This window comes from Pontibacter liquoris (assembly GCF_022758235.1).
GTDB classification, from domain to species: domain Bacteria; phylum Bacteroidota; class Bacteroidia; order Cytophagales; family Hymenobacteraceae; genus Pontibacter; species Pontibacter liquoris.
On sequence record NZ_JALEBG010000001.1, the window covers coordinates 1673038 to 1700017 of the forward strand.

At 43.2% G+C, this 26980-nt stretch carries 24 protein-coding genes; 13 read left to right on the top strand and 11 right to left on the bottom strand.

Translation table 11 applies throughout. From position 1 onward, the window contains the following. Positions 1-44: 44 nt before the first annotated feature. From LWL52_RS06865 to LWL52_RS06885, 5 genes are all read left to right on the top strand, one after another. A complete protein-coding gene (locus LWL52_RS06865; protein WP_242918220.1) occupies positions 45-821 on the top strand; it encodes a rhamnan synthesis F family protein in 777 nt (258 codons plus the stop codon). A 131-nt stretch (positions 822-952) separates the two neighbouring features. After that, entirely contained in the window at positions 953-1672 is a 720-nt protein-coding gene (locus LWL52_RS06870) for a hypothetical protein (RefSeq protein WP_242918222.1), read from the top strand. Beyond that, complete coding sequence (locus tag LWL52_RS06875) at positions 1669-3834, top strand: glycosyltransferase (protein ID WP_255748634.1); 2166 nt, start codon at positions 1669-1671, stop codon at positions 3832-3834. The genes LWL52_RS06870 and LWL52_RS06875 overlap by 4 nt, the downstream gene beginning before the upstream one ends. A 4-nt stretch (positions 3835-3838) precedes the next feature. Beyond that, positions 3839-4636, top strand: coding sequence for an ABC transporter permease (locus LWL52_RS06880; protein WP_242918226.1), 798 nt, complete (start codon positions 3839-3841; stop codon positions 4634-4636). A 6-nt stretch (positions 4637-4642) separates the two neighbouring features. After that, a complete protein-coding gene (locus LWL52_RS06885) occupies positions 4643-5443 on the top strand; it encodes an ABC transporter ATP-binding protein (RefSeq protein WP_242918228.1) in 801 nt (266 codons plus the stop codon). 35 nt (positions 5444-5478) lie between these two features. Here LWL52_RS06885 and LWL52_RS06890 read toward each other — a convergent pair whose 3' ends face one another. Further along, the gene (locus tag LWL52_RS06890) at positions 5479-6510 is read right to left on the bottom strand and encodes an O-antigen ligase family protein (RefSeq protein WP_242918230.1); all 1032 of its coding nucleotides are present in this window, start codon (positions 6508-6510) and stop codon (positions 5479-5481) included. 759 nt (positions 6511-7269) lie between these two features. Between LWL52_RS06890 and LWL52_RS06895 the strand changes: the two genes are divergently transcribed. Further along, positions 7270-8637, top strand: a complete 1368-nt coding sequence (locus tag LWL52_RS06895) for a T9SS type A sorting domain-containing protein (protein ID WP_242918232.1) — start codon at positions 7270-7272, stop codon at positions 8635-8637. 16 nt (positions 8638-8653) lie between these two features. Here the strand turns inward: LWL52_RS06895 and LWL52_RS06900 are convergent, their stop codons facing one another. Beyond that, positions 8654-10039, bottom strand: a complete 1386-nt coding sequence (locus tag LWL52_RS06900) for an undecaprenyl-phosphate glucose phosphotransferase (protein WP_242918234.1) — start codon at positions 10037-10039, stop codon at positions 8654-8656. A gap of 72 nt (positions 10040-10111) precedes the next feature. Next, positions 10112-11230 (bottom strand): glycosyltransferase family 4 protein, encoded by a 1119-nt coding sequence (locus LWL52_RS06905; RefSeq protein WP_242918236.1) that lies wholly within the window; start codon positions 11228-11230, stop codon positions 10112-10114. Positions 11231-11794: 564 nt separating this feature from the next. Here LWL52_RS06905 and LWL52_RS06910 point away from each other — a divergent pair. The 7 genes from LWL52_RS06910 to LWL52_RS06940 all read left to right on the top strand — a co-directional run bounded on the left by LWL52_RS06910 (position 11795) and on the right by LWL52_RS06940 (position 19939). Continuing rightward, a complete protein-coding gene (locus tag LWL52_RS06910; protein WP_367615708.1) occupies positions 11795-13069 on the top strand; it encodes a flippase in 1275 nt (424 codons plus the stop codon). Between the two features lie 92 nt (positions 13070-13161). Next, positions 13162-13905 (top strand): class I SAM-dependent methyltransferase, encoded by a 744-nt coding sequence (locus tag LWL52_RS06915; protein ID WP_255748639.1) that lies wholly within the window; start codon positions 13162-13164, stop codon positions 13903-13905. 12 nt (positions 13906-13917) lie between these two features. Continuing rightward, positions 13918-15051: a glycosyltransferase family 4 protein gene (locus LWL52_RS06920; RefSeq protein WP_242918241.1), complete on the top strand. Its 1134-nt coding sequence runs from the start codon at positions 13918-13920 to the stop codon at positions 15049-15051. A gap of 37 nt (positions 15052-15088) precedes the next feature. After that, on the top strand, positions 15089-16165 hold the full coding sequence (locus LWL52_RS06925; RefSeq protein ID WP_242918243.1) for a glycosyltransferase family 4 protein: 1077 nt from the start codon (positions 15089-15091) through the stop codon (positions 16163-16165). Positions 16166-16314: 149 nt separating this feature from the next. Further along, positions 16315-17439: an O-antigen ligase family protein gene (locus LWL52_RS06930; protein ID WP_242920668.1), complete on the top strand. Its 1125-nt coding sequence runs from the start codon at positions 16315-16317 to the stop codon at positions 17437-17439. Positions 17440-17444: 5 nt separating this feature from the next. Beyond that, a complete protein-coding gene (locus LWL52_RS06935; RefSeq protein WP_242918245.1) occupies positions 17445-18710 on the top strand; it encodes an O-antigen ligase family protein in 1266 nt (421 codons plus the stop codon). 323 nt (positions 18711-19033) lie between these two features. Continuing rightward, on the top strand, positions 19034-19939 hold the full coding sequence (locus LWL52_RS06940; protein ID WP_242918247.1) for a chain length determinant protein: 906 nt from the start codon (positions 19034-19036) through the stop codon (positions 19937-19939). Positions 19940-20016: 77 nt separating this feature from the next. Here LWL52_RS06940 and LWL52_RS06945 read toward each other — a convergent pair whose 3' ends face one another. The 8 genes from LWL52_RS06945 to LWL52_RS06980 all read right to left on the bottom strand — a co-directional run bounded on the left by LWL52_RS06945 (position 20017) and on the right by LWL52_RS06980 (position 26922). Then, complete coding sequence (locus LWL52_RS06945; protein ID WP_242918248.1) at positions 20017-21564, bottom strand: bifunctional GNAT family N-acetyltransferase/carbon-nitrogen hydrolase family protein; 1548 nt, start codon at positions 21562-21564, stop codon at positions 20017-20019. A 162-nt stretch (positions 21565-21726) separates the two neighbouring features. Further along, positions 21727-22386 (bottom strand): 3-oxoacid CoA-transferase subunit B, encoded by a 660-nt coding sequence (locus LWL52_RS06950; RefSeq protein ID WP_242918249.1) that lies wholly within the window; start codon positions 22384-22386, stop codon positions 21727-21729. Positions 22387-22429: 43 nt separating this feature from the next. Further along, the gene (locus tag LWL52_RS06955) at positions 22430-23128 is read right to left on the bottom strand and encodes a CoA transferase subunit A (protein WP_242918250.1); all 699 of its coding nucleotides are present in this window, start codon (positions 23126-23128) and stop codon (positions 22430-22432) included. A 235-nt stretch (positions 23129-23363) separates the two neighbouring features. Further along, entirely contained in the window at positions 23364-24290 is a 927-nt protein-coding gene (locus tag LWL52_RS06960) for a bifunctional riboflavin kinase/FAD synthetase (protein WP_242918251.1), read from the bottom strand. Next, positions 24274-24972 carry a tRNA pseudouridine(55) synthase TruB gene (truB, locus tag LWL52_RS06965; RefSeq protein WP_242918252.1) on the bottom strand — a complete coding sequence of 233 codons (699 nt, stop codon included), beginning with the start codon at positions 24970-24972 and terminating at the stop codon, positions 24274-24276. The genes LWL52_RS06960 and truB overlap by 17 nt, the downstream gene beginning before the upstream one ends. Before the next feature lies 1 nt (position 24973). Further along, entirely contained in the window at positions 24974-25807 is an 834-nt protein-coding gene (locus LWL52_RS06970) for an undecaprenyl-diphosphate phosphatase (RefSeq protein ID WP_242918254.1), read from the bottom strand. After that, positions 25808-26023, bottom strand: coding sequence for a DUF3098 domain-containing protein (locus LWL52_RS06975; RefSeq protein WP_242918256.1), 216 nt, complete (start codon positions 26021-26023; stop codon positions 25808-25810). Positions 26024-26025: 2 nt separating this feature from the next. After that, the gene (locus tag LWL52_RS06980; RefSeq protein WP_242918258.1) at positions 26026-26922 is read right to left on the bottom strand and encodes a cell division protein FtsX; all 897 of its coding nucleotides are present in this window, start codon (positions 26920-26922) and stop codon (positions 26026-26028) included. Between the last annotated feature and the right edge of the window lie 58 nt (positions 26923-26980).

Consider the following 26980-nt stretch of genomic DNA (forward strand, 5'->3'; position numbering starts at 1 on the left):
TTTCCCATATCATATTCCTGTATTAATTAACTCGTAATCATTGAATGATAAGCACTAATAAGTTGAAAGGGCCGGATCCGACTGTTTCCGTCTTCTTTCATAATTATTATGGGAACGATAGTAAGTGGATTAATTTCTTTTCAAGCAACTTAACGAAACCATTTACTTTATTTTACAATTGTGTAAACAATTCTTATCACAGAGTTGCTGGCACCGGTAATGCGGTTGTAAAGCCATCGATTATTTCCGGCGATATCTCACAGAAGATTTACATCAAAGAGTCTTCTAATAAAGGAAAAGATATAGGAGGGAAATTAGTATTGATGGATGCATACCTAAAATCTAACTTTAAAAGTGATTATATTCTTGTTATGCACGATAAGAACAGTCCTTATCATACAAATAGCATTCAGTGGAATAATGATCTACTCCGAATTGCAGAAAATAAATTGCAGGATACTATAAAAACTTTGTTTTCTAATGATTCTCAAATTGGCATTATTGCCTCTAAAAATGCGATTAGAAATGAGTTACATAATAACCAAAAGAGTTCAAACTATACGAACTCTCCGTTAATAGAAGATTTATTAAACAGGTATAAGATAAATCCTAAGTCTTTAGAATATGTTGCCGGTACAATGTATTGGGTTAGAGCCAGCATATATGAGACTTTTTTTAGAGAGTTCAATCCTTTACAAATTCGTGCAAGTTTAGAAAGTGGTAATATAATGGATGAAGATAAGCCTTCTCATACACATGCCTGGGAAAGACTATTTAGTTGGATGGTAACTTCTGAAGGATACAAAATTGAAGGGATATAATGTTCTGCAAACCATACTATTTACTTCATCATGATCAAGTTTCCGCGATAAAATCTCCTGTCGGAGATAATACTGTAATTGGGATTAAACTCAATACTAATTTAAGTGAAATACTGCACGTATTTCATATTGTGAGTAACATCAACTATACAGATCGATTTTGTCTTTGTGTCAATTTAGCCCTGATAACTGATCAAGCGGCTATAGAAGCTATCTTATCTTTTTTCTTTTTTCAAAATTATGATAAGCCTCTGGGCATACCTCAATTATTGGTACAGTATGAAGAGAATGCTATTTATAATGATTTCATAGAATTGTTCTCAAAGTCTGCAGCACTACAAGGCTTTAACCAAATCAATGTAGTATGTGTCAATCCGGATAAAAGCGTCTGTGCACTTCTTTCAGCTGATAAGCTGCTAGATATCAGAACTGTATATCAAAGGTGTTTAGATCAACTTCCACTTAAAGTAGATATTAACCTATATATATCTGTCTTTGGACTCAAGGACATAATAGAATTAAATATAGCATTAGAAGAAGAAGAAAGTTTATATAAACAACAAAACTTGAATGGTTATAGATTGGCTGAAGAATATAAGAAACTTGTTGATTGCGTTAATCAGTTGGAATTAATAAACAAAGCAGCAAAGCAAGAAATTGATAACCAATATACATTTAATCAGATTTTAAAATCAGGTTCTCACGCTGTTTACCTGCAAAATTACTATGATAACGAATATGAAATTTTGCCATTATGGTATAAACAACTGGGACATATTATAAAAGTGCTAACGGGGAAAAGATCCTTACGATCTTTATTCGATAACAATATTACAAAGTACGAAAATTGAAATATTGGCTCCTTACAACTGAGTACCCTCCCTTTTACGGAGGCGGTATAAGTACTTACTGTTTAAATACAGCAAAGATGATGTCCCGTGAAGGGCATGACGTTTCAATCTTTATCAACGACAGTTCTGTTAGCGATATTGTGACTGAAATAACGGATGACGGCAGAGTCATTCGTTTTAATCCAAACCGGTGCAAATCGGCAGCATTTCTCGGCCATGTTACAAACATCAGCTATGAGTTTGCCTTTGTTCTGAAGCAGTTTGTGGAGGATGAAGGTAAGCCTGATATGATTGAAGCGCAAGAATATCAAGGCATAGCGTATTACATTTTGCAATTCAAACATTTACAATATGACTGGTGTAAGAACATCCCAGTAATCATTACCATGCATTCTCCAGCGTTCCTATACCTGGAATATAATCATGTACCACTTTTCAAATACCCAAACTATTGGATTGGCGAAATGGAACGGTTTTGTATACAGGCCGCAGATGTTGTTGTTTCTCCAAGCCAATTTTTAATCAGTGAAGTAGAGAAAAGATTTAAATACAACCATTCCGATTTTTTTGTTGTTCCAAATCCATTCGAGTTTAAAGACATTAATCAAAAGAAAAGCATAACACCCAAGCAGGAAGATATAGCCTTTTTTGGTAAACTTTCTGCGCAGAAAGGAACTTTTCTGCTTCTTCATTATTTTGCCAGGCTATGGGAAAAAGGCTTTTGTGAGCCTTTGTGTTTGATTGGTGGCCAGGATATAGTCTATCATCCGGAGGGCAGAACCATGGGGGATGTTGTCAGAAGAAAGTATAAAGTATACATTGATAGAGGATTACTTCGACTGGAAAACCAGGTTTCTCCTGCAGAGATAGAGGATCGGCTGAGCAGGGCTAAAGTAGTTATTGTCCCTAGCGCAGTGGATAATCTTCCATATGTAGTGTTAGAGATGATGAGTCTTGGTTTAGTGGTATTAGTTTCGAAACAGGGTGGTCAGGCTGAAATAGTTGCAAATGGTATAAATGGCTTCATTTTTGATCACGATGAAGCGGATAGCTTTGAGGTGCAATTAAAGAAAATTTTAGATTTAACAGCCGAACAAAGGGCTGATATCAGTGCCAATGCTGTATTAAGGATTGCAAGTACTTATAATTTTAAAACAATTTATAATCAGAAGATAAAGGCAATACAGACAGCTATTGAGAGAGCCCATATTTTAAAACCATTCCCGTTCATCAGACAGCAAGAGCCGACGGTAGTTGTTACTCCAATATCTTCGAATGATATCCTTTCTGTAGTGGTGCCATACTTTAACATGGGCAAATACATTGATGATACTATTGACTCCATAAAAAATTCTAGTGTAGTAAGAAAACAAATAATTATAGTAAATGACGGTAGTACTGACGAAGCAAGCCTTGCTAAGCTATTACCTTACAGGAGTGATCCTTCCATTAACGTTATAGATGTACCTAATGGAGGATTAGGAAGCGCAAGAAACATTGGGGCAGAAAGGGCGGAAGGGGAGTACCTTGCCTTCCTGGATGCTGATGATAAAGTAGACCCCAAGTATTTTGAGAAAAGTATCAAGGTGTTACGCCAGCACCGTAACGTACACTTTATAGGTGCCTGGACACAGTACTTTGAAGGCTCCAATAAGATATGGCCTACCTTTTCACCGGAACCCCCTCTAATTCTATACCATAACCTGATAAATTCAAGTGCTTTGGTTTATAGACGAAGCTCTTTTTTAGCTGCTGGAGCCAATGATCAGCTTATGCCTTTTCAGGGACTAGAGGATTATGACAGTGTGATTTCTTTAATAGGTAAGGGGTTCAAAGGAGTTGTTTTACCTGAGATTCTTTTCAATTATCGGGTGCGAAAGGACTCCATGATACGAGGCATATCAAATGAGAAAAAATTAATTTTACTAGAATATACATGCAAAAAACATAAAGAGTTTTACAGTACATTTGCGATCGAACTTTTTAATTTGGTTAATGCAAATGGTTCAGGCACCGTGTTGGATAACCCAACCCGTGATTATCAGCTAAGCGCTAAGTTCCCTTTTAACAGTTACTTATCGAGAGAGGTTATCTCATTTATTAAAAGAAACAAACACCTAAAAAGAATTGCTTATCGTGCGTATAGCGCGCTTAATAAATAGTTTTATGATATTACAAGTACTCAACAACTGGTTTCTGAGATCAAACAAATCTGAAAGGCTTTGGCTTCTTGCCAAGATCGAATTCAAGCTACGCTATTATGAAAATAAACTTGGTCTCTTTTGGGCTCTTCTAAAGCCTATTATGGACATTGGTATTTATTACATCGTGTTTCAGATAATAATGAAACAGGATGTTCCAGCTTTTGCTTCCTATCTTTTCATTGGTCTAATCTTGTACAACTTCTTTATTGAAAGTACAAGTGGAACGATACATATTCTTAATACCAAAAAGTACTTGTATGAGTATAGTAACATGAATAAATTAGAGATTTACATCTCTACCTTGATGAGCAACATGATAGGCTTCATTTTTAATCTTATTATGTTTCTTGTTTTCTATAGCTTTATTGAACCTCAATCTATTGGAGCAAGTTTGTATAATCTCTGGATAATACCAATTTTCTTTAGTTTGTTTATCATGTCTTTGGGGATATCGCTCATTCTATCGAACCTCTATATTGTAGCAAAAGACATAAATCAAATTTGGCAGGTTTTTGCAACACTGTTAATGTTTATTTCTCCAATCTTTTATAAGATGTCAAGCTTTACGGAAGCACTTCCTTCATTTGACTATGCAAATCCATTGGCCGGTATTATCATTAATGCTCGAAGAGTAATGATGCAGGGTTTAGAGCCAGATTTCGAACTGATGATGTTGGGATATGGTTATGCTATCTTATTCCTATTTATCGGACTTATACTTTTAAACAAACTTGGCTCCAAAGCAGCAGAGAAGCTGTAAACAATTATGGTAAACAAAATAGCAATAAAGGCCCGCAACATTAGCAAAACCTTTCAGATTTCTGAGGATAGTCATAATACCGTAAAGTACCGGCTATTTAATTTATTTAATCCTCCAAAAACGAAACATATTCCAGCTTTAAAGAGCATGTCGCTTGAGATCATGAAAGGGGAATGCATTGGCTTATTAGGGCGGAATGGCTGCGGTAAGTCTACACTTGTTAAATTGCTAGCGGGTGTATATCCTTCGGATAGTGGTTACATCGATATTAAAGGCTCCACTATGCTGATGAATCTGGGTGTGGGTATGAGCCATGAATTAACAGCACGCGAAAATATATATGTTTCCGGGTCCGTTCTTGGCCTTAAGATTAAAGAGATCGATGCTATTTTTGATGAAATTGTTTCTTTTGCTGAACTGGAAGGTTTTATAGATACCAAGATCAAATTCTTCTCTTCCGGTATGGTGGCTAGGCTTGGCTTTTCCATTGCCGTAAATGCCGGAGCGGATATTATGTTCCTGGATGAGATTTTTGCTGTTGGTGATGCTAAATTTCAGGAGAAAGCAATTAAAGTGTTTGAAAGCTCCTGGATTAAAGGAAAAACCGTAATTCTGGTGAGCCATTCCATGGAGGTGATCAGGCAATACTGTAGCAGGGCTGCTTTTCTGAAAAATGGGGAATTAAAATATTTTGGAGACACAGAAGAAGCAATTAAGCTGTACCTAAAAGATAACGAAATCAGTACACCGAATGTAGAAAGTGATACAGCGAATTCTCCTACTGAGAGTGCCGAAAAGGTAGCATAAGAACTATCATCAAGATTTTATGAAAAGGGTTACTGCTATAGTAACCCTTTTTTATTATCTGTCAGAAGAAAAGGGATAAAGAACCCTACCAGCATTCCGCCATAAGTTCTATCGAGGTAATTCTCAGAAATCCATGCTACAAAGAATGTACAAAAAATGACTGCAACGAGCAGGTTCTTATCAGATAAGGCGCTATAAAGGGGAAGTATAACCCATGCTATCAGAAATAGCAGGAAGCCCAATAGCCCCAGGCTATATAATATATCGATGTAGTTGCTGTGTACGTTTTTGCCTGTTTCTATTGCAAAATAAAAGTTCTTCTCACGATATTTTCTTTCTAAAGCATCATACTTATCACCTAATCCCACCCCTTGTATTGGGTTGGCTTTAAATAGCTCCAGGCCACAGTTCCAGGCAGCTAATCTGAAGTTGGCACCATTCCACTGGTCAGCTGTTACCTTCATTGCATAATGGCTCTCCGCGCCTTTACTTTCATAATTAAATTGGCGGTGGGTTAGCTCTCTAAATCTATTCAGTGTCTGTGGAAGCATCTTTGTTACTAAAAAACCACACATTACAAGGCTGAGCAGCAATGTGAAGCCCTCCAGGTATTTCTTTTTACTTAGGATGTAATAAAAGCCGAAAGCTGTTGTCGTTGCCAGTAAAATCAGAAGATGCACTCTGCTGGCTAACAAAAAGCTAAAGGCAAAAAGGAATAATAAACCTGCTAACATCAAGGCCTTGTAAGACACTTTTCTGAAGAAAATAAAGTAGGCAAGTATAAATAGGGAGAAGTTAGTGGTAAGCGCAACATAAACAGATTGCTGCCTAACTGCCTGCGTAAGGTAATCATTGAAGAAAACATCTGTCCGATTCAGGTGAAAGTACTGGTATATACTATAGATGAGGCATCCTATGCAAAAAATAACTATTACGGCAGCAAAGCTTAACAAAACTTTCTCTTTAAATGCCTTAGTTAGCTGTAGGAAACCAATACTTAAAGGAAATACCAGCAAAGGCGACCTGAGGATGAGGTAACGCAGCCCCTCTTCCTTATTAGCTGACATAAAATAGCTCGTCAACAGGTAGACAAAAAAGAGTAACATAAATGGGACATACCTGCGTGTCCGTAACATGAGCCACTTTTCTTTGAACGTTGTAAGCGAAAAGCTATAAATAATTAAGGCGCCAGCAACGACTATGTTTGCCGACCGGAACCATGACTGGCACAGCGTTATAAAGAAAAGTAAAAGTAGCGTGTATAGAATTTTCTCAGACTTTGTCATATGTAAGTTGCAATTCAGGCAAAGGTAAACTACTAAAGAATGTAAACCTTATTTACATGTAGCATATTTTAAATTTTATATATTGGTTTTGTCCTTTATCGCGCATGTAAATAGATTATTCAAGCGATACTTAGCGCCTTACATAGTTTTATATATAGAAAAACAAAAGATCCAATTACAAACATATAATTTTTGCAATGTATTTTTGGTAAGTAATCTGTTATAAACTCATATAAGTAAGTATAATACCTACTCACAACTTTTTGATGCCGTTGAAGTATGAGGCTATTAAAATATACTAATAGCTAATTATATGAGAAAGATTATACTTTTGATTAACTGCTTACTTTTTTTCGTGTCGGTACTCCACAAAGTATCAGCCTAACAGATTATGCGGTTAATCGGTATCAGATACAATTTATAAAAACAAAGAAAGCCTCTAAGTTCTGGTCAGAACAACCACCTTGCGTAATAAAAGACAAAGAATTTAATTATTTCTTCAGTACTCATTTCACTTCGGTCTGGGCTTCTTCAATTTCTTTGGCGGAACCAGAAGATGAAATCATCAGGGTTGGTAACAAAGCAGGGAAGGGGCCATTCCGAATTTTATCTTCTGCTCATTGGTGGGGACACTTCTTTGATCCTGTTTTCTTAGAAAGTAAAAGCTATGAATACCATAAGGAATGGCAAAATTATAGTTGGCGTAGAAACTATAACGGAATATTTTCAGCGCAAATTCTATCTGATTCTATAAAATCGTCTAAAATGCTGTTTGCTGTGAGCCATGGTGAAAACAAGAACGAGAAAATTGGCGAGTATTACTACCAAAATACCGTAAGGACCGACTTCAAGATTCATAAAGATGAGCCTGCTACCTATTCTGGGGGTACCCCTTACAAGGACTGTTGGGAAGCTTACTTTGGATTTGTGAATGGAAACTGGTTTCCCTATAAAGCGGGTATGACCTGGCAAGATGTTTACCTAAGTGATTTGGGACCGATTGCCTGGCCTTCTGCAGGTTATCTTAATCAGGATGGCTCTTTAGCTTCTAATGGTGTTCGGCATCCCTCGGCTATTGTAGCCGATCATTTCTTATACATCTATTTTGTCGACTCATCGAAAGAGGGAGCTTCCGGAGTTAAACTTGTGCGCGCCAGTCTTGCGGATGTGCTGAAGCCCCAGGCTTACGAGACTTTAACTGCTAGCGGTTGGAAGCCTGCTTTGCCGGAAGGATTTACGAAGGAGAAGATAACATCCTTTTTTAACGTAAAGGGACCAGCAAGTATACCGGTTTTAAGGCCGGACCAGAATACTGTGCGGTTTTCTGTGGCGCGTTTTATAGATGGAGTGCATGAATTTATCGGTGTAGAAGAATATATTAATCCCACCGACTCCATTAAGGTTGCCTTGCGATTTTCCAGCGACTTAATTCATTGGTCTGACAGAACGGTGCTTTATACAGCTAAAAACTGGGAGGAGAGTAAACTCAGATATCCTATTTTCCTTAGTCAGGACGGCGGATCAAATACAGAAATTGGAAAAGAGGGGTTCTTTATACTTGGTACGGATGGGAAAGGAACAGTTACAAAGTTATATGTCCATTCAAAAGCCATTCAGCCCGCTTCATTTCAAACTTTTTTAAAATATGACCTTCAGGATCCGGCCTTGGCCGTGCCCAATCCAGCGTATGACAATTTTTCGGTTAACCTGCAGTTGAATGCCCGTTCCAGAGTGGTAGCAATACTTTACTCTATGGCTGGTCAAAAAATTGCCAGGCTAATAGATGAAAGTTCAGATGCAGGGAGTTACTCCAGGATGTGCAACATAGGGGACTTGGTGCCGGGTATTTATGTGTTGGAAGTATGGGTGAACAAGCAACGGTATAGGCAAAAGATCAAAAAACTTTAATTATGTGCATGCAAATTTAAAAAGCCGCTTTGTCTCCCCGGAACATATTATAGACAGTATAGAAAATGATCTTCAGATCCAGCAGAAAGGACCAGTTTTCAAGATAGAAGATATCAAGTTTTACGCGTCCCCTGATCTGGTATAGTTGGGTAGTATCGCCGCGGTAACCTCGTACTTGGGATAAACCTGTAATGCCGGGCTTGATAAAGTGGCGCACCATATATTTCTCTGCCACCTGCGCGTATTCCTCGCCCAGCTTTAGCATGTGCGGGCGCGGACCCACAATAGACATATGGCCAAGTAAAACATTGAAAAACTGTGGTAGCTCGTCAAGGCTGGTTTTTCGGATAAAGGCACCCACCGGCGTAATGCGGGAATCTCCTCGACGAGCTAAAAGCCTGTTCGCATCCGTATTCATATACATGCTCCGGAGTTTATAGCACTGGAAGTTCTTGTTGTCTATACCTGATCGGACTTGTTTAAAGAAAACCGGCCCCTTTGAATCTAGTTTAATGATGATGGCAAGTATAGGCAGGAGCCAGGACAGAATAAAAACAATCACTATGAGGGAGAACAGAATGTCAAATGTTCTTTTAAGTGTTTTGTTCAGCACATCATCCAGCGGAATAGATCTTAGAATCAGGACCGGAAGCATGTCATAAAAATCAATCTTTAGCTTTTTATAGTGGTGCTCACCGAGATCAGAAATTAGCTTTATTCGGACCAGGTTGTTATCTACAAAGTTAATAAGCTGTTTTAGCTGGTCGGTTTTGATGGCAGAAGGAGAGCAGTAAATCTCATTTATACCCTGCTCTATAACAAATTGCTCTAATTCAGCTATTCTGCCCCGCACATCCGGATGTGCTGTCTGATTATCATCAAATATGCCTTTAAAATGATAGCCATATTCCGGATGCTGCTGGAAAATATTTTTAAGCAACATTCCTGTTTCACTTACCCCTACAATAATCACCCTGCGGTTATTATAGCCCCGCTTTCTGTAATAGCGTAGTATCTTAACCAGGAAAACGCGCCAGGTAAAAATGCATATTATGAGAAGCACATAATGTATGAGGAGAAACTCTCTGGCATATAGCGCAATCTTGAAAATACTAAGTATCGCCTCAACGAGTAAAACATAAAGCAGCAATACCTTTAATGTATTTGTCAGGACATTGGCAACGCTGGTTACTCTGTTGAATTTATATGCCCCTGAAAGCGTATTACAAATGAACCAGGCTGCTATACCTAAACCTAGAAAACCAGCCTTCTCTGTAAAAGTGGTATTAGCCGACCCCTGATCAGCAACTAAACTTTCGGCGATTATGGTTGATAGGGCTATAAATGCGATATCGCCTAATGAATCGATCAGTCTAAAATATCTGGAGTACAGGCCCGCCATAATATTGAAACAAAGGGGTTAATGCTGGGTATTTAAATCGGGAATTATTTTCTACTTTATTTAAGCAACTTCTTATGCCTGTAGTTCTTTTATACTTTCTAAAAAAGCTATCACGTCGTTTTTGAAATTTTCTTTGCTGAATCTTTCTGCATTCTCCCTGATCTCATCCTTATTAAAAGCTGCTGCCTGCAATTCAAATTTTGCAATGGCATCGGTAAGGGATACTATATCCTGCGTGGGATAGAGGATACCTGTTTTCCCATTGAGCACTGTTTCGCAGGCTCCTCCTTTTCCAAACGCGATCACCGGGGTGCCACAGGCCTGAGCTTCTACGGGCAGAATGCCGAAATCTTCTTCAGCAGCAAATATAAACGCCCTCGCTCGTTGCAGGTAGTCTTTAAGTATTTCGAAAGACTGATAGCCCATAAGGCGAACATTGGATGTTGCCTTTGCCTGTATCTTTTTAAAATCAGGTCCGTCGCCGATCACAATTAGTTGCTTATCGGGTAAGTGGGCAAACGTTTCTACGATCAGATCTATTTTTTTGTAAGGCACAAGCCTGGACGCCGTTAAATAAAATGCTTCCTTTTCAGCTATAGTCGTAAAGCTTTCTACATCCACAGGAGGGTAAATCACTGCAGCTTCGCGGCTATATACTTTCCTGACTCTGCGGCCGATATAGGCCGAGTTGGCAATGAAGTAATCCACGCGGTGAGCTGTTGTATAATCCCACATGCGTATATAATGCAAAATAGATTTCGCAAAGAACCCTCTGACGCCCTTATTTAAGCCAGTCTCTTTTAGATACTGGTGGTACAGGTCCCATGCATAACGAATAGGAGAATGGCAGTAGCATACATGCACCTGGCCGGCATGGGTAAGCACACCTTTGGCTACTGCATGACTGCTCGATATTACCAGGTCAAAGGCTGAAACGTCGAGTTGCTCAATGGCCAGAGGCATTAAGGCCAGGTATTTTCTATAGTGTTTTCTTGCAAAAGGAAGCTTCTGGATGAAAGTTGTCGTAGTTTTTTTGTGAAGCAGATGGTGTCGGAGGTTCTCAGGAAGAAAATCGATGACAGCAAACAAACTGGCATTAGGGAAAATATGTAGCAATTGCTCTACCACGCGTTCTGAGCCGGAATAATCTACAAACCACTCATGTACAATGGCTACTTTTATGTTTTTCATAGTATGTGTAAGGCCGGATTCAGCCGGAAGCTACCTGGAAGAGTAACTAACCCAATGAATTTATAATTATGCGTTGCAAAGCTGGTTTGTAGCTATAAAAGCGTTAGCTACGCCATAAACGTTCGCTATACCAGAAAAGCTGCTTTTGCGCCTTCAAAATTAAGTATAAATAGCTTAAGACAAACTTTTGAATTAAAAACACGAAAGCATAGGCTGTCTTTTGAGTATACTAGCATGAAATACATCTGAATAGCTTTACGTTAGAGCCTTTGGCTGCTTTGATGCAGGTAAGATGACGGAAATGCCTTCGTATCGGGTATAAAAGCAGGCAACCGTCTAAAGACAGCAGGAATAGTCCTCTACTCATATTAGCTTAGTATGGGAATCCGTATAGGCTTCCTGAAGAATTGCTGGCTCCAACGGCAGAATTACTAACTTTGCTTTCTAATAGCGAAGGAAAGTTTGTGGCAAAGCCATACTTAGTGAAGGAAACTTAAAGCGCAATGTAAAAGCGGATGTTTATTGAAATAATATTAACGGGAAACATAAGTTTTGAGAACAGGCTTGATTAATAAGTATTTATCAGGGGAGAAGAAAACGGTTCTTCAAAGCTTTATGTCGTTGGGAGCTATCCAGGCAACTAACTATTTACTCCCGCTTATTACCTTGCCTTATATAATCCGGGTTATCGGAACCGATAAATTTGGTACTGTTGCCTTTGCACAAGCTGTTTTGGGCTATTTTGCAGTGGTGGTAGAGTATGGCTTTGGCCTTTCGGCTACCCGCGATATTTCCATTAACCGGGAAAATACCGATAGGCTAAGTAAAACATTCAGTGAAGTCATCATGGTAAAGCTACTGTTGGCTGTTAGTTGCTTTTTGATACTCCTGCTAACCTTGTTATTTATACCTAAATTCAGCGCGGAAGCCCCGTTGTTTATCATGGGTTTCAGTCTCGTAATGGGTCAGTCTATTGTACCGGTCTGGTTCTTCCAGGGGATGGAGCAAATGAAGTATCTGACCTATCTCAACTTAGGTGCAAAATCTGTTTTTGCCATACTTACATTCGTGGTCATACGGGAGCAAAGTGACTATATATACCTGATCTTGCTCTCTTCGCTGGGTAACATCTTATCAGGTATTGTAGGTATGTGGATCGCATTCACTAAGTTTCGTATCCGGTTCAGAATGCCAGCCTTCAGCCACATCATAGCACAGCTTAAGGAGGGGTGGCCTATCTTTCTGTCAAACTTCTCTATTACCTCCTATAACAACGTCAACATTATTGTGCTTGGCTTCTTTACCAGTGCCACTATTGTGGGCTATTACAGCATCGTCGAGAAAGTAATCTGGGTAATCCGCCAACTGCTGGGAGCCTTTTCAGGAGCTATATTTCCGCATGTCTGTAAACTCACCACCAACTCACATGCCGAGATTAAAGCTTTTTTTAAAACAGTGTTTGTGCCTTTCTTCATCCTTATTTTTGTGGGATCAGGCATCTTGTTTGTTTTCTCAGATCTCATTGTCCTGCTCATCAGCGGGGAATCAATTCCACAGGCATCCTTTTTGCTCAAAATCTTAAGCGTTGTGCCGGTTATTGTGGTGCTCAATAACCCGCCTTATCAAATACTGGTAGCTTACAACATGAAGAAGAGTTATAGTACCATTCTGGTATGTGGCGCATTGTTAAACGGACTTCTTAATTTAACCCTTGTTCCTGCCTTTTCGGCCATTGGTACAACGGCCGCGATCATCTTCACAGAAGTATTTATTACGCTGGGGCTTTACCTGGTTCTGGAGCTAAAGCACAAACAATACTCACTTTTTTATGCCTCTTAAATCATGTTTCACTTCATACTTGGAAGCTACACATAAACATAATTTAAAAGGCAGTTAAACCTGAAAGCGTATATTTCAACATACTATCCGTTTTGAATCAAAGATCAGATACTTATTTCAGCATGAAAATAGATTTATATAAAAACTATACTTCCACCTCGGTGCTGCACGATGTAGATGAAGCAGAATTTACAAAAAACAGCGCGCTATACTTTAGAAAGAATCTGTTGCCGCACTTTAACCCTGACAAAAGCATTGCGATCTTAGAAATAGGCTGCGGCTATGGCAGGTATACCAAAGCTATTCTGGAAGTAGGGTATACAAACATTACAGGCATTGATATAAGTAAGGAGCAGATTGCCTATGCCCGAGAAAACCTTGGCTTACATCAGGTGCAGGAAGCGGATGCGTTGGAATTTCTGCAGGCTGGTAACAAGTATGATCTTATCATTCTGATGGATGTATTGGAACATCTTGAAATAGACTATGCTGTTTCGTTATTGCGGAAAGTTTTCGAAAGCTTACAGGATAATGGCCGGTTCATACTTCATGTGCCCAATAGCCTGGCGCCTTTACGGCCTTCTTATTATGGCGATGTTACCCACATACGCCCCTTTTCGGTTGATAGCATGTCGCAGATTCTGCGTATGGGAGGTTTTCGGAAATTCAGCCATTACGCTTTGCCCCCTATGGTAGTAGGTGTAAAAAGTATGGTTCGCCGGCTGCTCTGGGATTTTGTGCTGAACCCGGGTATAAAGCTATTTCTGAAGATCGCGAATGGAAGCACCAGCGGTGGTATTTTTACCAGCAATTTGCTAACGGTAGCTGTTAAATAAGATCTGAACGGCATGAAAATAGCCATTGATTGCAGAGGCCTGCGCACCACACCTTCCGGTATTCCCAATTTTTTAGTAGCTGCTATCAATGGCCTCTCGCAGCAGTGCCCCGAATGGCAGTTTTACCTGCTGACTAATGCTGAATTCCATCCGGAGTTGGCCAATAAGCTGGTGAAGGCAGCCAACGTTCATGTCGTGGTGCGGCCGTTGCGGCTAATGCCTAACTTGGGCATCTTGTGGTATGTGCTGAAAGTGCGCAATATTATTTCCGAAATTGGGGCGGACCTTTTCTGGGCGCCGGCGTTTCTGCTGCCGCCTTTGCTGCCTAACAGGGTCAAAACCCTTGTTACGGTCCACGACACTGTGTATAAAGAACATAAAAGCACCATGTCGGGTATGAACCGCCTTATCTTCGAACTGTTTCATGACCGTTCTGTGAACAATGCCGATATGCTTTGGGCAAATTCAGGCTATACCCGGGCAGGTATCATGCGCTTTTTCCCTGTACGAAAGTGTAAAGATATTTTTACAGGTTTTTTCATCAATACAGCTATTTTTAAACCCATCCAGCTTACGCCTGAAGAGGAGCAAACATTGCTGCAGGAAGTGGGTATAGCCGACAAAAAGTTTATACTGTTTGTCGGCACGTTAGAACCCCGCAAAAACCTCAGCTTTTTGCTTTCGCTTGCTCCCAAGCTAGTAGCTCAGGGGTATAGCCTGCTGGTAGTGGGCGCCCGCGGATGGGGAGCTACCCGCATTAAAGAAATTATAAACCAGGAGAATTTTCCGAGAGAGAAGGTCCGATTTGCTGGTTTTATTACCACCGAGCAGTTAGTAAAACTCTATAGTATGGCGGCTGTTTATGTGTCCACTTCCCTGAACGAAGGCTTTGGGATGCCCCAACTGGAGGCGATGGCATGTGGCTGCCCGGTAGTGTCGCCTCATAACTCTGCTATGATCGAGGTAGTAGAAGGGGCTGGTGAAACCGTAAAGACGTGGCAGGAGCAAGATTGGCTGAACAGCATCTTAAAGGTTGCGGCAAACCGGGATCACTATATTGCGCAAGGCTTTCAGAAAGTGGAAAGTTACAGCCGCGAGTTTGTTATTCAGAACCTGGTAAACTATATCAAAAGCCATCAGAAATAAGAAAGAGTGGCCAATCAATAGGTTTATCCAGTAAGTTATGCAAGAAAGTAAACAGAAGACGATTATCGTAAATGCGCGATTTTTAACGCAACCTGTTACAGGGGTGCAGCGCTTTGCCATAGAGATCAGCCTCTGTTTAAAAAGGCTATATCCGCATGCTGTGTTTGTTGCGCCTCGTAAGTTGGTTCACAAAGAAATTGCCCAGCAACTGGAGGTGGTTACATTTGGCCATTTAGCAGGCCATGCTTGGGAGCAACTGGAACTACCCTTATACCTGAAAAAGCATAATCAACCTTTGCTGCTAAACCTTTGTAATACGGCGCCATTGTTTTACAGAAAGCAGGTAGTTTGCATTCATGATCTAGCTGTTTTCATTAACCCCGCCTGGTTCTCGGCTTCTTTCGCCGCTGTATATAAGTTCCTGTTGCCGCGCATTGCCCGGCGTTCCGTTAAAGTGCTCACAGTAAGTAACTATTCCAGACAAACTATTCAGTCGTTGCTCGGGATACAGGAAGCAAAGATAGCGGTCATATATAACGCTGTATCTGATTATTTGTGCACGACAGGCAAGGAAGCAACGCCATCTAAGTATGGGGCCTACATACTTGCTGTTGGCTCCCTGGACCCCCGAAAGAACCTGCTTAACCTGGTAAAGGCTTTTAACCAATGCCAGTTGCCGGGCATTAAACTGGTAATAGTGGGGGCCACCTCCAGTATATTTAAGGACCCCGCTCTGCAACAACTACTTCTGGGCAATGATCAGATCATTCTTACAGGCTACCTGCCAGATCAAGCTTTGCCTGGCTTGTACCGGAATGCGCTTTTCTTTGTCTATCCTTCTTTTTTCGAGGGGTTTGGCATTCCTCCATTAGAAGCCATGCAATGCGGATGCGCCACCATCGTTTCCAATACCTCCAGCTTGCCGGAAGTATGTGCAGACGCTAGTTTATACGTTAATCCAACCGATATAGCGGATATAGCCCGTGCCATTGGGCTGCTGGCTTCGGACGCGGAACTGCGAAACAACCTGATCCACAAAGGACTGGAACGGAGCCGGCACTTCAGCTGGGAAAAATCTGCCATAAAACTGATGAAGGTTATAGAGAGGGTATGAGGCTATCACTGAAAAAGATATTGCTCTTTGCTACCATTATTGGGTTATTCGGAACAATGACCAATTTTGTGTACATCAGTCCGCTACCCACTTTAGTGGCTGCCATGCTGTTGCCCTTTGTCCTGATCCGGAAACGGTTTGTTCCTGAAATGGTGTTCTGGTTAGGGCTTTTTACAATCTTCACAATCCTGAGTACCTTATTGTATTACCCGAAATCGTTTCTCCATTTTCAGTTTTACAGGTATGATGGTAACTTCTTTATATCATATCTGCCGCTGCTGGTACTACCATTTCTGAGCTATCAATTTGATATCGAAAAACTTTTTAAACGGTTTCTGCTAATCTCCACAGGTATAAACCTGTTGGTTTACCTTTATTTTCTACGACTGGCGGAGCCTGCATTTACCGGGCTTTTCCTGTCTACCAATGGCGCCGGAGGTTTTTTTAGTATTGTAACTAGCCTTGCTTTTCTGTTTTTCCTGGAGAAAAGAACCGCTGTCAACTTATCGCTCTTGTTGCTGAACTCCTTTTTTCTTTTTTCTACATATTCACGCGGTTCTATTCTGGGGCTTATACTTGGGCTTGGCTGCCTGTTGGTAATTTATGGGCGCCGGAAACATCTTATTACCCTGTTGTTTGTAGTGCTTGCTGCTATACAGGTAATTATACTTTGCTATACTTATCCTGATTATAAGCAATTTATAATGAATGGCCCCCGGGCTGATATTAACCAGAATTATAACACTTTTGCTCAAAGGAAATTTGGCTCTGTTTCAACTAAACTGAACAATGTATACATACGCATCTATGATACCTGGCCCAGAGCTGTGGATTGTTTTTTACACTCGCCTGTAGTTGGTACCGGGTTTGGCTCCATCAACGACGTTCCCTTTCGGTTTAATGAAGTTGTTCCGCACCTGATCGCCACCAATGCACAGCCCAACAAGGTGTTCAATGACTCGCATGCCCATCATTCTTTTCTGCATATTCTCGGGGAGCAGGGCATTGTGGGCTTAGGGCTGTTTGTGTTGTTCTGGGTTTCGGTTTACAACTTTCTTATTCGCAACAAACAACAGCTGCTCATCCGAAATTTTCTGCTCGTATCATACTTTAACCTTACCATTATGAGCTTTACAGAGCACCGCATCACAACTCCATCTAATGCCTTGCCTTTTGTAATTATGCTGGGGCTATATTACCTGTATGTAAATTATTATAAAGGGCACCAGCCGGCAGAAGCAACAGTAAAGCAACACAACATAGCGATCAGTTAAGCTCAATGGTAACAGGTATAAAGCACTTTATCATATCCGCAAGCTATCCCCTTGGGTATAAGCTACAGCTCGCTAGCCTTATACTTGTTGCGGCAACGCTGCCTTTTTCTGTTAACCTAAACAACACAGCCATTGCGCTCTTCATTATTTCCTGGGTCTTTTCAGGCTCTGTTTTAAAGCGCCTGCAAGCGGCTGCTACAAACAAGCTGGTGTGGTTATTTATTTCTGTCTTTGCTATGCAGGTGATCGGCTTGCTCTATACTGAAAACATGAGTTCGGGGCTGGGTAAGATAGAAAGAAAGGCCGCCCTGCTGCTCTTTCCAATACTACTTGCCGGATCGCCTATACTTGCCCGCAAGCACCTTTATGCCATTGTGATCGCTTTTATTGTAGCGTGCCTTCTTTTTTGCTGTTATACACTCTATATTCTCCTCTATAAGTATGGCACCATTTATGGCATACCTAACCTGACAGAGACAATTGATGGTATCCTGCACATGCATCATGCCTATAGCGGTATGTACCTGGTTTTTGCAACAGCCGCATCGCTCTACTTCAGCGTTTTGCCAAAATATTTCAACAGCAGTGTACGGGTTGTTTTTGGCCTGCTTGCGCTGTTCTTATTTGCGTTTCTGATTTTACTGGCAGCCCGCACCGCGGTTTTGACATCGCTTATATTGCTGATACTTGCCTTATTTTATACGCTTGTCATTCATCAAAAAAAGAAGGTGCTTCTTCCGGCTTTTTTAGCCCTGTTCGTTATGGGGTTAATAATTCTGAGCCTTCCGAATACCAGGCATAAAGCCGAAGAATTTTATACCTTACAGGATGATATCCATAGCCCCATAGCGCCCCGCCTTATCCAGTGGACGTGTTGTTTTACAGCATTGGATGAGCAAAAGGCCTGGTTGTTAGGGCTGGGTACGGGCGATGTACAGCTTGCGCTGCAACGATGTTATACTAACGTCAGATTTTGGGGTGATAAGGAAAACTTAAATGCGCACAATGAATTTTTGGAAGAACTGGTGCGGCATGGCCTGATCGGATTACTTCTTTTTGTCGCTTCGCTGCTTTTTCCGTTGCTGCTGAGCCTGCGTAACCGCAAACCGCTATACCTGCTATTTCTGGTAACCTTTATCATGGGCAGCCTAACAGAGACTACCTTAAGCAGGCAAAAAGGCGTTGTTTTTTATTCTCTGTTTAATTCCATTTTTGCTTTCGGACTTCTCCGGCAACTAGAAGAGGAGGAGCAAGCTGTTGCCGCAGAATAAAGTCCTTAACGATGAAAGTTGCCATACATGCCTTTGGCAATTATTTCAAAGAAAGTTAATGCGGTTCTGGTTTCAGGCAAAAGCAGCTTTTGGTAAACTTCCTTATGCGTATACTTGCAGCAGTTACCAGATGATTGCTAAAGATCATATAGATCATCGGTAAAAAATAATGGCTGTTCAGGCAAAGGGTCATTACCAGCTATTTGTAGAACAGCTGAAATTATTCAATGAGGTTGTATCTTGCATCATCGTTTTAAAGAGTAGCATGAATGATTCTGTAGTAAATACATAATAACTAGCTTCCCGCTAATTAAACCTTGCAAATGAACGAAGAGAATAAAGAAGTGCCGGTAACGAATTCGGAGCGACGGGCCACAGCTGATGAAATTGATATAGCGGCGGTATTCAATGCCTTTTTCGGTATTTTCCGGGCAATTGGAAGAGGGTTTGCTAATTTCTTCCGTCTATTATTTCTCAGAAAAGAATTGCTCATAAATTTTATGGTGCTGGGCGTGGCGCTTAGCTTCGGAGCATATTACCTGGCCAAGCCTTATTATTCATCGTCTATGACGCTGGTTTTAGCAGATATCCGAAACCAGTTTGTTGAGGATCAGTTAGACAAACTGGCCGATATGGTGCAGGATGGCAACATAGTAGCCATTTCTGAGCGCTTAAACATACCCGCAGCTTCGGCAAAGCAGATCAAAAGTCTGGAATTTTCGAACCTGGATGAAGTGGCAGAAGACAGCATTCTGGTAGGCTCTCCCTTTAAGATCGAACTGGCATTATATGATAAAAGTATGTTCCCTGTCATGGAACCAGCCTTGACATCCTACCTGGAAAATAATCAATACTTTAAAAGACAGAAGGAGATCAGGCAGCGCAGAATGCAAAGTATGATCAACAAGCTAAAAGAAGAAATTGCGTCTCTGGATAGTATCAAAGAAACGGCAGCTACACCACGTGGGCCGGTTAATGGGTTTGTTTATGGCGAGCCACTGGACCCTTCCAATTTATATAAGGAAACCTTAAGCATGTACCAGCGACAGGTGCAGCTGGAGGCTGACCTGGACCAGATGGATAACATACAGGTTGTGATAGACTTTTCACCTCAAACGCATCCTACTGGCCCAAATTTAATTTTATATCTGGCGATCGGCGCGACGGTAGCTCTTATAGCAGGTATCATCGTAGCCATTTCGTTAGGGGAGAAGAAGACCTCTGCTTAAGTATAACTTACCACCCTATACTTAAAAAGGCCCTTGCTATACTTTAGCAAGGGCCTTTTTAAATTTTAGGAACTCTTTTACTCTTCCTTCCGCATTACCCAGCTCAGGTTGTAGAGGTCTTTGCGGCGGTCTTTCAAGTTACGTACGCTGCCGCCGGTGTTCAGGTCTTTGAGCAAATCCAAGTCCAGGTCTGCAATCAGGGTCATCTCGGTGTTTGGCGTGGCTTCGGCAATGACCGCGTCGTGCGGGAAAGCAAAGTCTGAAGGGGAGAAGACAGCTGATTGAGAGTACTGGATGTCCATGTTCTCCACTTTCGGCAAGTTGCCTACGCTGCCTGTAATGGCCACATAACACTCGTTTTCGATTGCACGCGCCTGCGAGCAAAGGCGTACCCGCAGGTAGGCGTTTTTCGTGTCTGTCCAGAAGGGCACAAAAAGGATCTTCATGTCCATATCCGACAGCATGCGCGCCAGTTCCGGGAATTCTACGTCGTAGCAGATCAGGATGCCGATTCGACCAATGTCTGTGTCGAATATTTTCAGTTTATGGCCGCCCCGCATACCCCAGTAGTGCGACTCATCGGGGGTAACATGAAGCTTGTACTGCGCATCGTATGTGCCGTCGCGGCGGCACAGGTAGCTTACGTTGTAGAGCTTATTGTCGTAATATTCCGGCATGCTGCCCGCAATGATGTTGATGTTGTACGACAGGGCCAGGTGAATCATACGTTCCCGGATCTCCTCGGTATACTCAGCCATACTTCGGATCGCTTCGGAAGGCGATTCTTCGTTGGTAAGAGCCATCAGCGGCGCATTAAAGAATTCGGGGAACACCACAATGTCTGATTTGTAGGAGCTTACCGTATCCACAAAGAATTCGACCTGCTGCATAAAATCGTCGAGGTCTTTTACGGCCCGCATCTGCCACTGCACGATGCCAATACGCACTACGGTCTTACGGCCGCCCAATACCTCTTCCTTCTCTTCGTAATACACGTTGATCCACTCCAGCAGCGTGGCGTACGAGCGCGATTCCTTGTCGTCGGGCAGGTAGTTTTTCAGAATTTTGCGGACGTGGAAATCGTTGCTCAACTGGAATGAGAGCACTGGGTCCGATAATTCCTTGTTGCGCACCATTTCGATGTACTTGGCAGGCGTTAATTTATCCGCGTAGTCTTTATAGCCCGGTATACGTCCGCCGGCAATAATGCCGCGTAGGTTCAGGTTCTCGCAAATCTCTTTGCGGGCATCATAAAGGCGGCGGCCCAGGCGCATGTTGCGGTATTCAGGATGCACGAACACATCGATGCCATAGAGCGTTTCGCCCTCGGGGTCATGCGACTTAAAGGTGCCGTTGTCGATGATCTGCTCATACGTATGCTTATCGCCATACTTGTCGTAGCTGATAATGAGGCTCAGAGCCGCTGCTATTACTTTGCCATTATCTTCGATGCAGATCTGGCCTTCGGGAAATTTCTTTAACAGATTAGAAAGCTCTTTTCGGGTCCAGGCGCCCATACTGGAGTATACAATGTCCATGATCTCTTTCACTTCTTTGTAATCCTTCAGTTCGAGCTGGCGCAGTATTAATCTATGTTCGGTACTGGTATCTGTTTTATCACTCATAAACAATATAAAAAGTAACTACTGCTCTGTATACGGGCAGTAAGGGGTGTTTTGGTATAATAAATATGCAGGTATAACGCCTAGCCGCAGGCTACCTATACAAAAATAACAAAAAAAGCGCAGTGTTGGAGCTGCGCTTTCGAGGCCAATTTGGCAGCATTATCAAACCTGGATCTCCGGAATATCGCCTTCTACCAATAGCTTGCCTGCAGTAGCGGCTTTTATTTCTTCAACGCTTACGCCCGGTGCCCGTTCCAGCAGTTTAAACCCTCCCGCTCCCATTACTTCGAGTACGGCCAAGTCGGTTACAATCTTTTTAACGCAATGCAGGCCGGTAAGCGGGAGCGTGCATTCAGGCAATAATTTGGAGGAGCCATCGCGGGCGGTGTGCTGCATGGCTACAATAATGTTTTTAGCAGATGCGACCAGGTCCATGGCGCCGCCCATACCTTTTACCATTTTGCCCGGTATCTTCCAGTTAGCAATATCGCCGTTCTCCGAAACTTCCATGGCCCCAAGTATGGTCAGGTTCACGTGCTCTCCCCGGATCATTCCGAAGCTTTCGGCCGAGCTGAAAAGGGCGGAGCCGGGTAGGGTGGTCACGGTTTGTTTGCCGGCATTAATCATATCGGCATCCACTTCATTTTCGGTAGGGAAGGGGCCCATGCCAAGCAAACCGTTCTCTGACTGCAACACCACTTCGATGCCTTCCGGAATGTAGTTGGCCACCAGGGTCGGAATGCCAATGCCCAAGTTAACATACATGCCGTTCTTTACTTCTTTTGCGATGCGTTTTGCGATACCGTGTTTATCTAAAGCCATAGAAATGTGCTGATAAGATCTGTTACAAATTAAATCCGGATGCCTAAAACTGGCGTACTGTCCGTTGCTCAATGCGCTTCTCGTACTTTTCGCCCTGGAAAATGCGCTGCACGTAGATGCCGGGGGTATGAATCATGTTCGGATCTAGTTCGCCGGCGGGTACCAGTTCTTCCACTTCGGCTACAGTTATACTTCCGGCAGCCGCCATCATGGGGTTAAAGTTGCGGGCTGTGCCTTTGTAGATCAGGTTACCGGCGGTATCGCCTTTCCAGGCTTTTACCAGAGAAAAATCTGCTTTCAGCCAGGTTTCCATCAAATACAACTTGCCGTTAAACTCCCGACTCTCTTTGCCTTCGCCCACTTCGGTTCCAAAGCCGGCTGGTGTGTAGAAAGCAGGTATGCCGGCGCCCCCCGCCCGGATGCGTTCGGCTAGCGTGCCTTGCGGGTTCAGTTCTACCTCCAACTCGCCGGAAAGCAACTGCCGCTCAAATTCCGCATTTTCGCCTACATAGCTGGAGATCATCTTTTTTACCTGTCGCTTTTGCAGCAACAAGCCTATTCCAAAGTCATCTACGCCGGCATTGTTAGAGATGCACGTCAGGTCCTTTATACCCAAACGAAGCAGTTCCTGGATGGCGTTTTCCGGAATGCCACAAAGCCCAAAGCCACCCAGCATCAGCGTCATGCCATCCCGAATGCCTTGCAGTGCCTCTTGCGCATTGTTTACAGTTTTATTTATCATAGTAGGTGTTTAGTGCGCGATAGATTATGTCCTAATAACGTCTTATACTTTAACTTACGTCTTCCGGTAAACAGCCAAAGAAGATCTGAAGAAAAGGCCGGGTACCTGGAAACGAACACAACTGCAAAAGCGGCCGGCTTTTAAGCACCGGAAAATTAAGAAGCCAATGCTTGTAAGCAAAAACCCACAAGGTATAGCAAGGGGCGCAGGGCGGCCCCAGAAGTATAAACTGCTCTTATTTGAGGACCTTCCGGGTTGCTTCTTTGTCTTTGGCCAGTTGTGCTTTCAGTTCTTCCAGCCCGTCAAACTTCTGCTCTTTGCGCAGTTGTTTAACAAACGCTACGGTAAGTTGCCGGTCGTAAATGTCTCTGTCAAAGTCCAGGATATGAACTTCCAGTGTCAATTGTTTGCCGTTTACGGTAGGGCGCATGCCAATGTTCATCATACCTACAAAGCAGTCGTCGGCCAGCATCACCCAAACAGCATATACGCCCTGTGCAGGTATCAGTTTATGAGCTTCGGGCACCTGCAGGTTGGCTGTTGGATAGCCGATGGTGCGGCCAAGCTGGTTTCCTTTAACCACCGTAGCAGTTAAAGTATAAGGACGGCCCAGGTAACGGGTTGCCGTTTCCATGTCACCGCTTTCGATGGCTTTCCGGATTTTAGTTGAGCTGACAGCCACATCGTCTATGTCCTGGCGGGGAATTTCCTCTACCTCGAACCCATACTGTTGCGACTTGGCTTTCAGGTTCTCAAAACTGCCTTCCCGGTTTTTACCAAAACGATGGTCGTAACCAATGATGAGCACTTTAGTATTGATGGCTTTAACCAGTATGTCGGTGATAAAGCTGCGGGAGCTGGTGCGGGAAAATTCTTTGGTGAAGGGGATGATGAGCAGATAATCGATGCCAAATTCCCGCAATTGCGCGATACGCTCCTCGATGGTGGAGAGTAATTTCAGGTCGTTGTCATCGGGGAAGAGCACCAGGCGCGGGTGCGGCCAGAACGTGATCACCACGCTTTGTCCATTCGTTTGCCGGGCACGCTCTATTACACGGCGCAGTATTTTTCGGTGGCCAATGTGCAGCCCATCAAAAGTGCCGCTGGTCACCACAGCATGCGCCAGGCGCGGGAAGTCGGCTAGATCACGGATTACTTCCATTTACCTCTTCTAACTGCTTTTTACGTATTTCCTGAATGTCTTCAATGGTCAAAGCATCTTCCAAACGGAAATCGCCGATGCGAGTGCGCTCCAGGGAGCCCAGAAAAGCACCACATCCCAATTTCTCTCCTAAATCATTGGCCAGGCTGCGGATGTAAGTGCCCTTGGTGCAGACTACCCGGAAGCTAACCACCTCGCCTGTGATGGCTGTAATATCAAAGGCGCTGATGGTAATGGTGCGGGGCTTCAGCTCAGCTGATTTGCCTTTTCGCGCCAGGTCATAGGCGCGCTTGCCATCTACCATAACGGCAGAATAAAGAGGGGGCACCTGCTCGATAGTGCCAACAAAGTTATTGGCGGCAGCTTCGATGTCGGCAGGCGAGAGATGGGTGATGTCCCTGGTTTCGGTCACCGCCGTTTCACGGTCGTAAGAGGGCGTGATCTGGCCCAGTACAATGGTGCCGGTATATTCCTTTTCCTGTCCCTGTATCTCATCAATGCGCTTGGTATACTTGCCGGTGCAAAGTATAAGCAGGCCCGAGGCCAATGGGTCTAGCGTGCCGGCATGGCCCACTTTCTTTACCCGGATAATGTTGCGCACCTTCTTTACCACGTCGAACGAGGTCCAGTTCAGGGGCTTGTTGATCAGCAGTATTTCGCCTGTTTCGAAATTATAAGCCATTTTATACTTTTAAGTCAATGCCCATTGCCAGCAGGGCCAGTAGGGCTACACCCAGCGCAATCCGGTAATACCCAAACAGCTTAAAGCCATACTTGGTCAGTACGCTGATAAAGAAACGGATGGCCAGCATGGCCACGATAAAGGCGACAAAGTTGCCGATGAGCAGCAGCTTCAAATCGTTTGGATGGATCACTTCAAAGCTGTTCTGAATTTTTACCAGGTCAAACTTTAGCAGGTCCGATACTTCCAGTTTCAGCAGGTCGGTAACCAGCTTGTAGCTCGCCGCAGCCAGCATGGTAGGCACAGCCAGGAAAAAGGAAAATTCAGCCGCCGCTTTCCGGTTAATGCCCAGCGACATTCCTCCAATAATGGAGGCAGCAGACCGGGACACGCCCGGAATCATGGCCACACATTGTGCTAGACCGATGAGGAAGGCAGTTCTATAGCTGATATGGTCTTCGGTCGCGTTGCGGAACCATTTGTCTACATAAAGTAGCACCACGCCGCCAACTACCAGCATCATGGCCACCACCACCACACTTTCGAGCATGGCATCGATCACATCGCTCAGGGCAAAGCCAATAACGGCCGCCGGAATAAAGGCCAGCAGCAGTTTTTTATAAAAGGTGAAGCCCTGCAAAAAGCGGCGCCAGTAAAGCACCACAACCGACAGGATAGCGCCAAACTGGATGTTTACTTCAAATATCTTTGTGATCGGGAGCTCGTTGATGCCCATCAGGCTCGAGAAGATAATCATATGTCCTGTAGAAGATACAGGTAAGAATTCCGTCAACCCCTCTACTATGGCTAAAACAATAGCCTGCCAAACCTCCATCTATTCGTTTGTTTTATCTTTCACTAAAATGGCAAAGAACTCAATGATAAAGCCAGCCAGCACCACAATCGGACCCAGCGTAATGCCCAGGAAACCCAGGCCATACTGCTCTTTATCCAGCGTCATGATAATAAAGCCGATCGCCAGCACAACAATGCCGGCCAGCATCAGGACATAATTCTTTCGGCCAAAGGCTAGTTTCTTTCTTTCTTCCATGGTTAGTATAATTCGTCAAGTGACATACGCAGGTATTTGCGTACGGAACGGTAAGAGCTCAGGAACCCGATAATGCTGCCGATCAGGATCAGTGCCGCCATCAAAATATAGGTCTGCTCGTCGTTGCGCAACATTTGCAGTTCTGTTACCTCGTGGTAAGCATACTGCATCAGGGCAAATAGCATTACAGAGGCAATAATACCGCTCATCACTCCCTGCCAGGCGGCCCGGTTCAGAAAAGGGCGCTGGATAAAATAGGAGGTGGCACCCACCAGCTGCATGCTCCGGATCAGGAAGCGCTGCGAATAAAGGGCTAGTTTTACGGTATTGTTGATGAGGATGATGACCACCAGGACAAGTATAATGGCAAAGCCAAGTAGGATGATGCTTACTTTCTGCAGGTTGCTGTTGATGGACTGGATGAGGCTTTCGACATACTGCACTTCATATACCCCATTTACATCCTGCAAATCCAGCTTAATGCTTTTGAGCTCCGGGGTGCCGGCATGATCTGCATCAATACGCAGTACATAGGCATCCCGCAGCGGGTTATCGCCTAACAGCGTCAGAAAATCCTCATTGGTTTCGCTCAGCAGGGCCTTGGCCGCATCGCCTTTGGAGATAAAGCGGACCTGGGCCGTATCGTTATTATAGGCCACATATTCCTTAGAAGCAAAGGTTTTCTGCAGGCGCACCAGCTGCACCTCCGTCAGGTTGCGGTCCAGGTATACCTGCATTTCGATGCTTTCCTTTACCTTATCAGATAGCTTGTTAGCATGGATCAGCAGCAGCCCGAAAACGCCGATAACAAAAAGCGCTACCGTGATGCTAAACACCACCATCGTATGCGGATAACTGCCGAGCTTTTTCTTCCTGATCGATTTACGTTGGTTTGCCATAATAAATGCTTGCTCACAAAAATAGAAATATTATTTAATAATGTGGCCCCACTGAAGC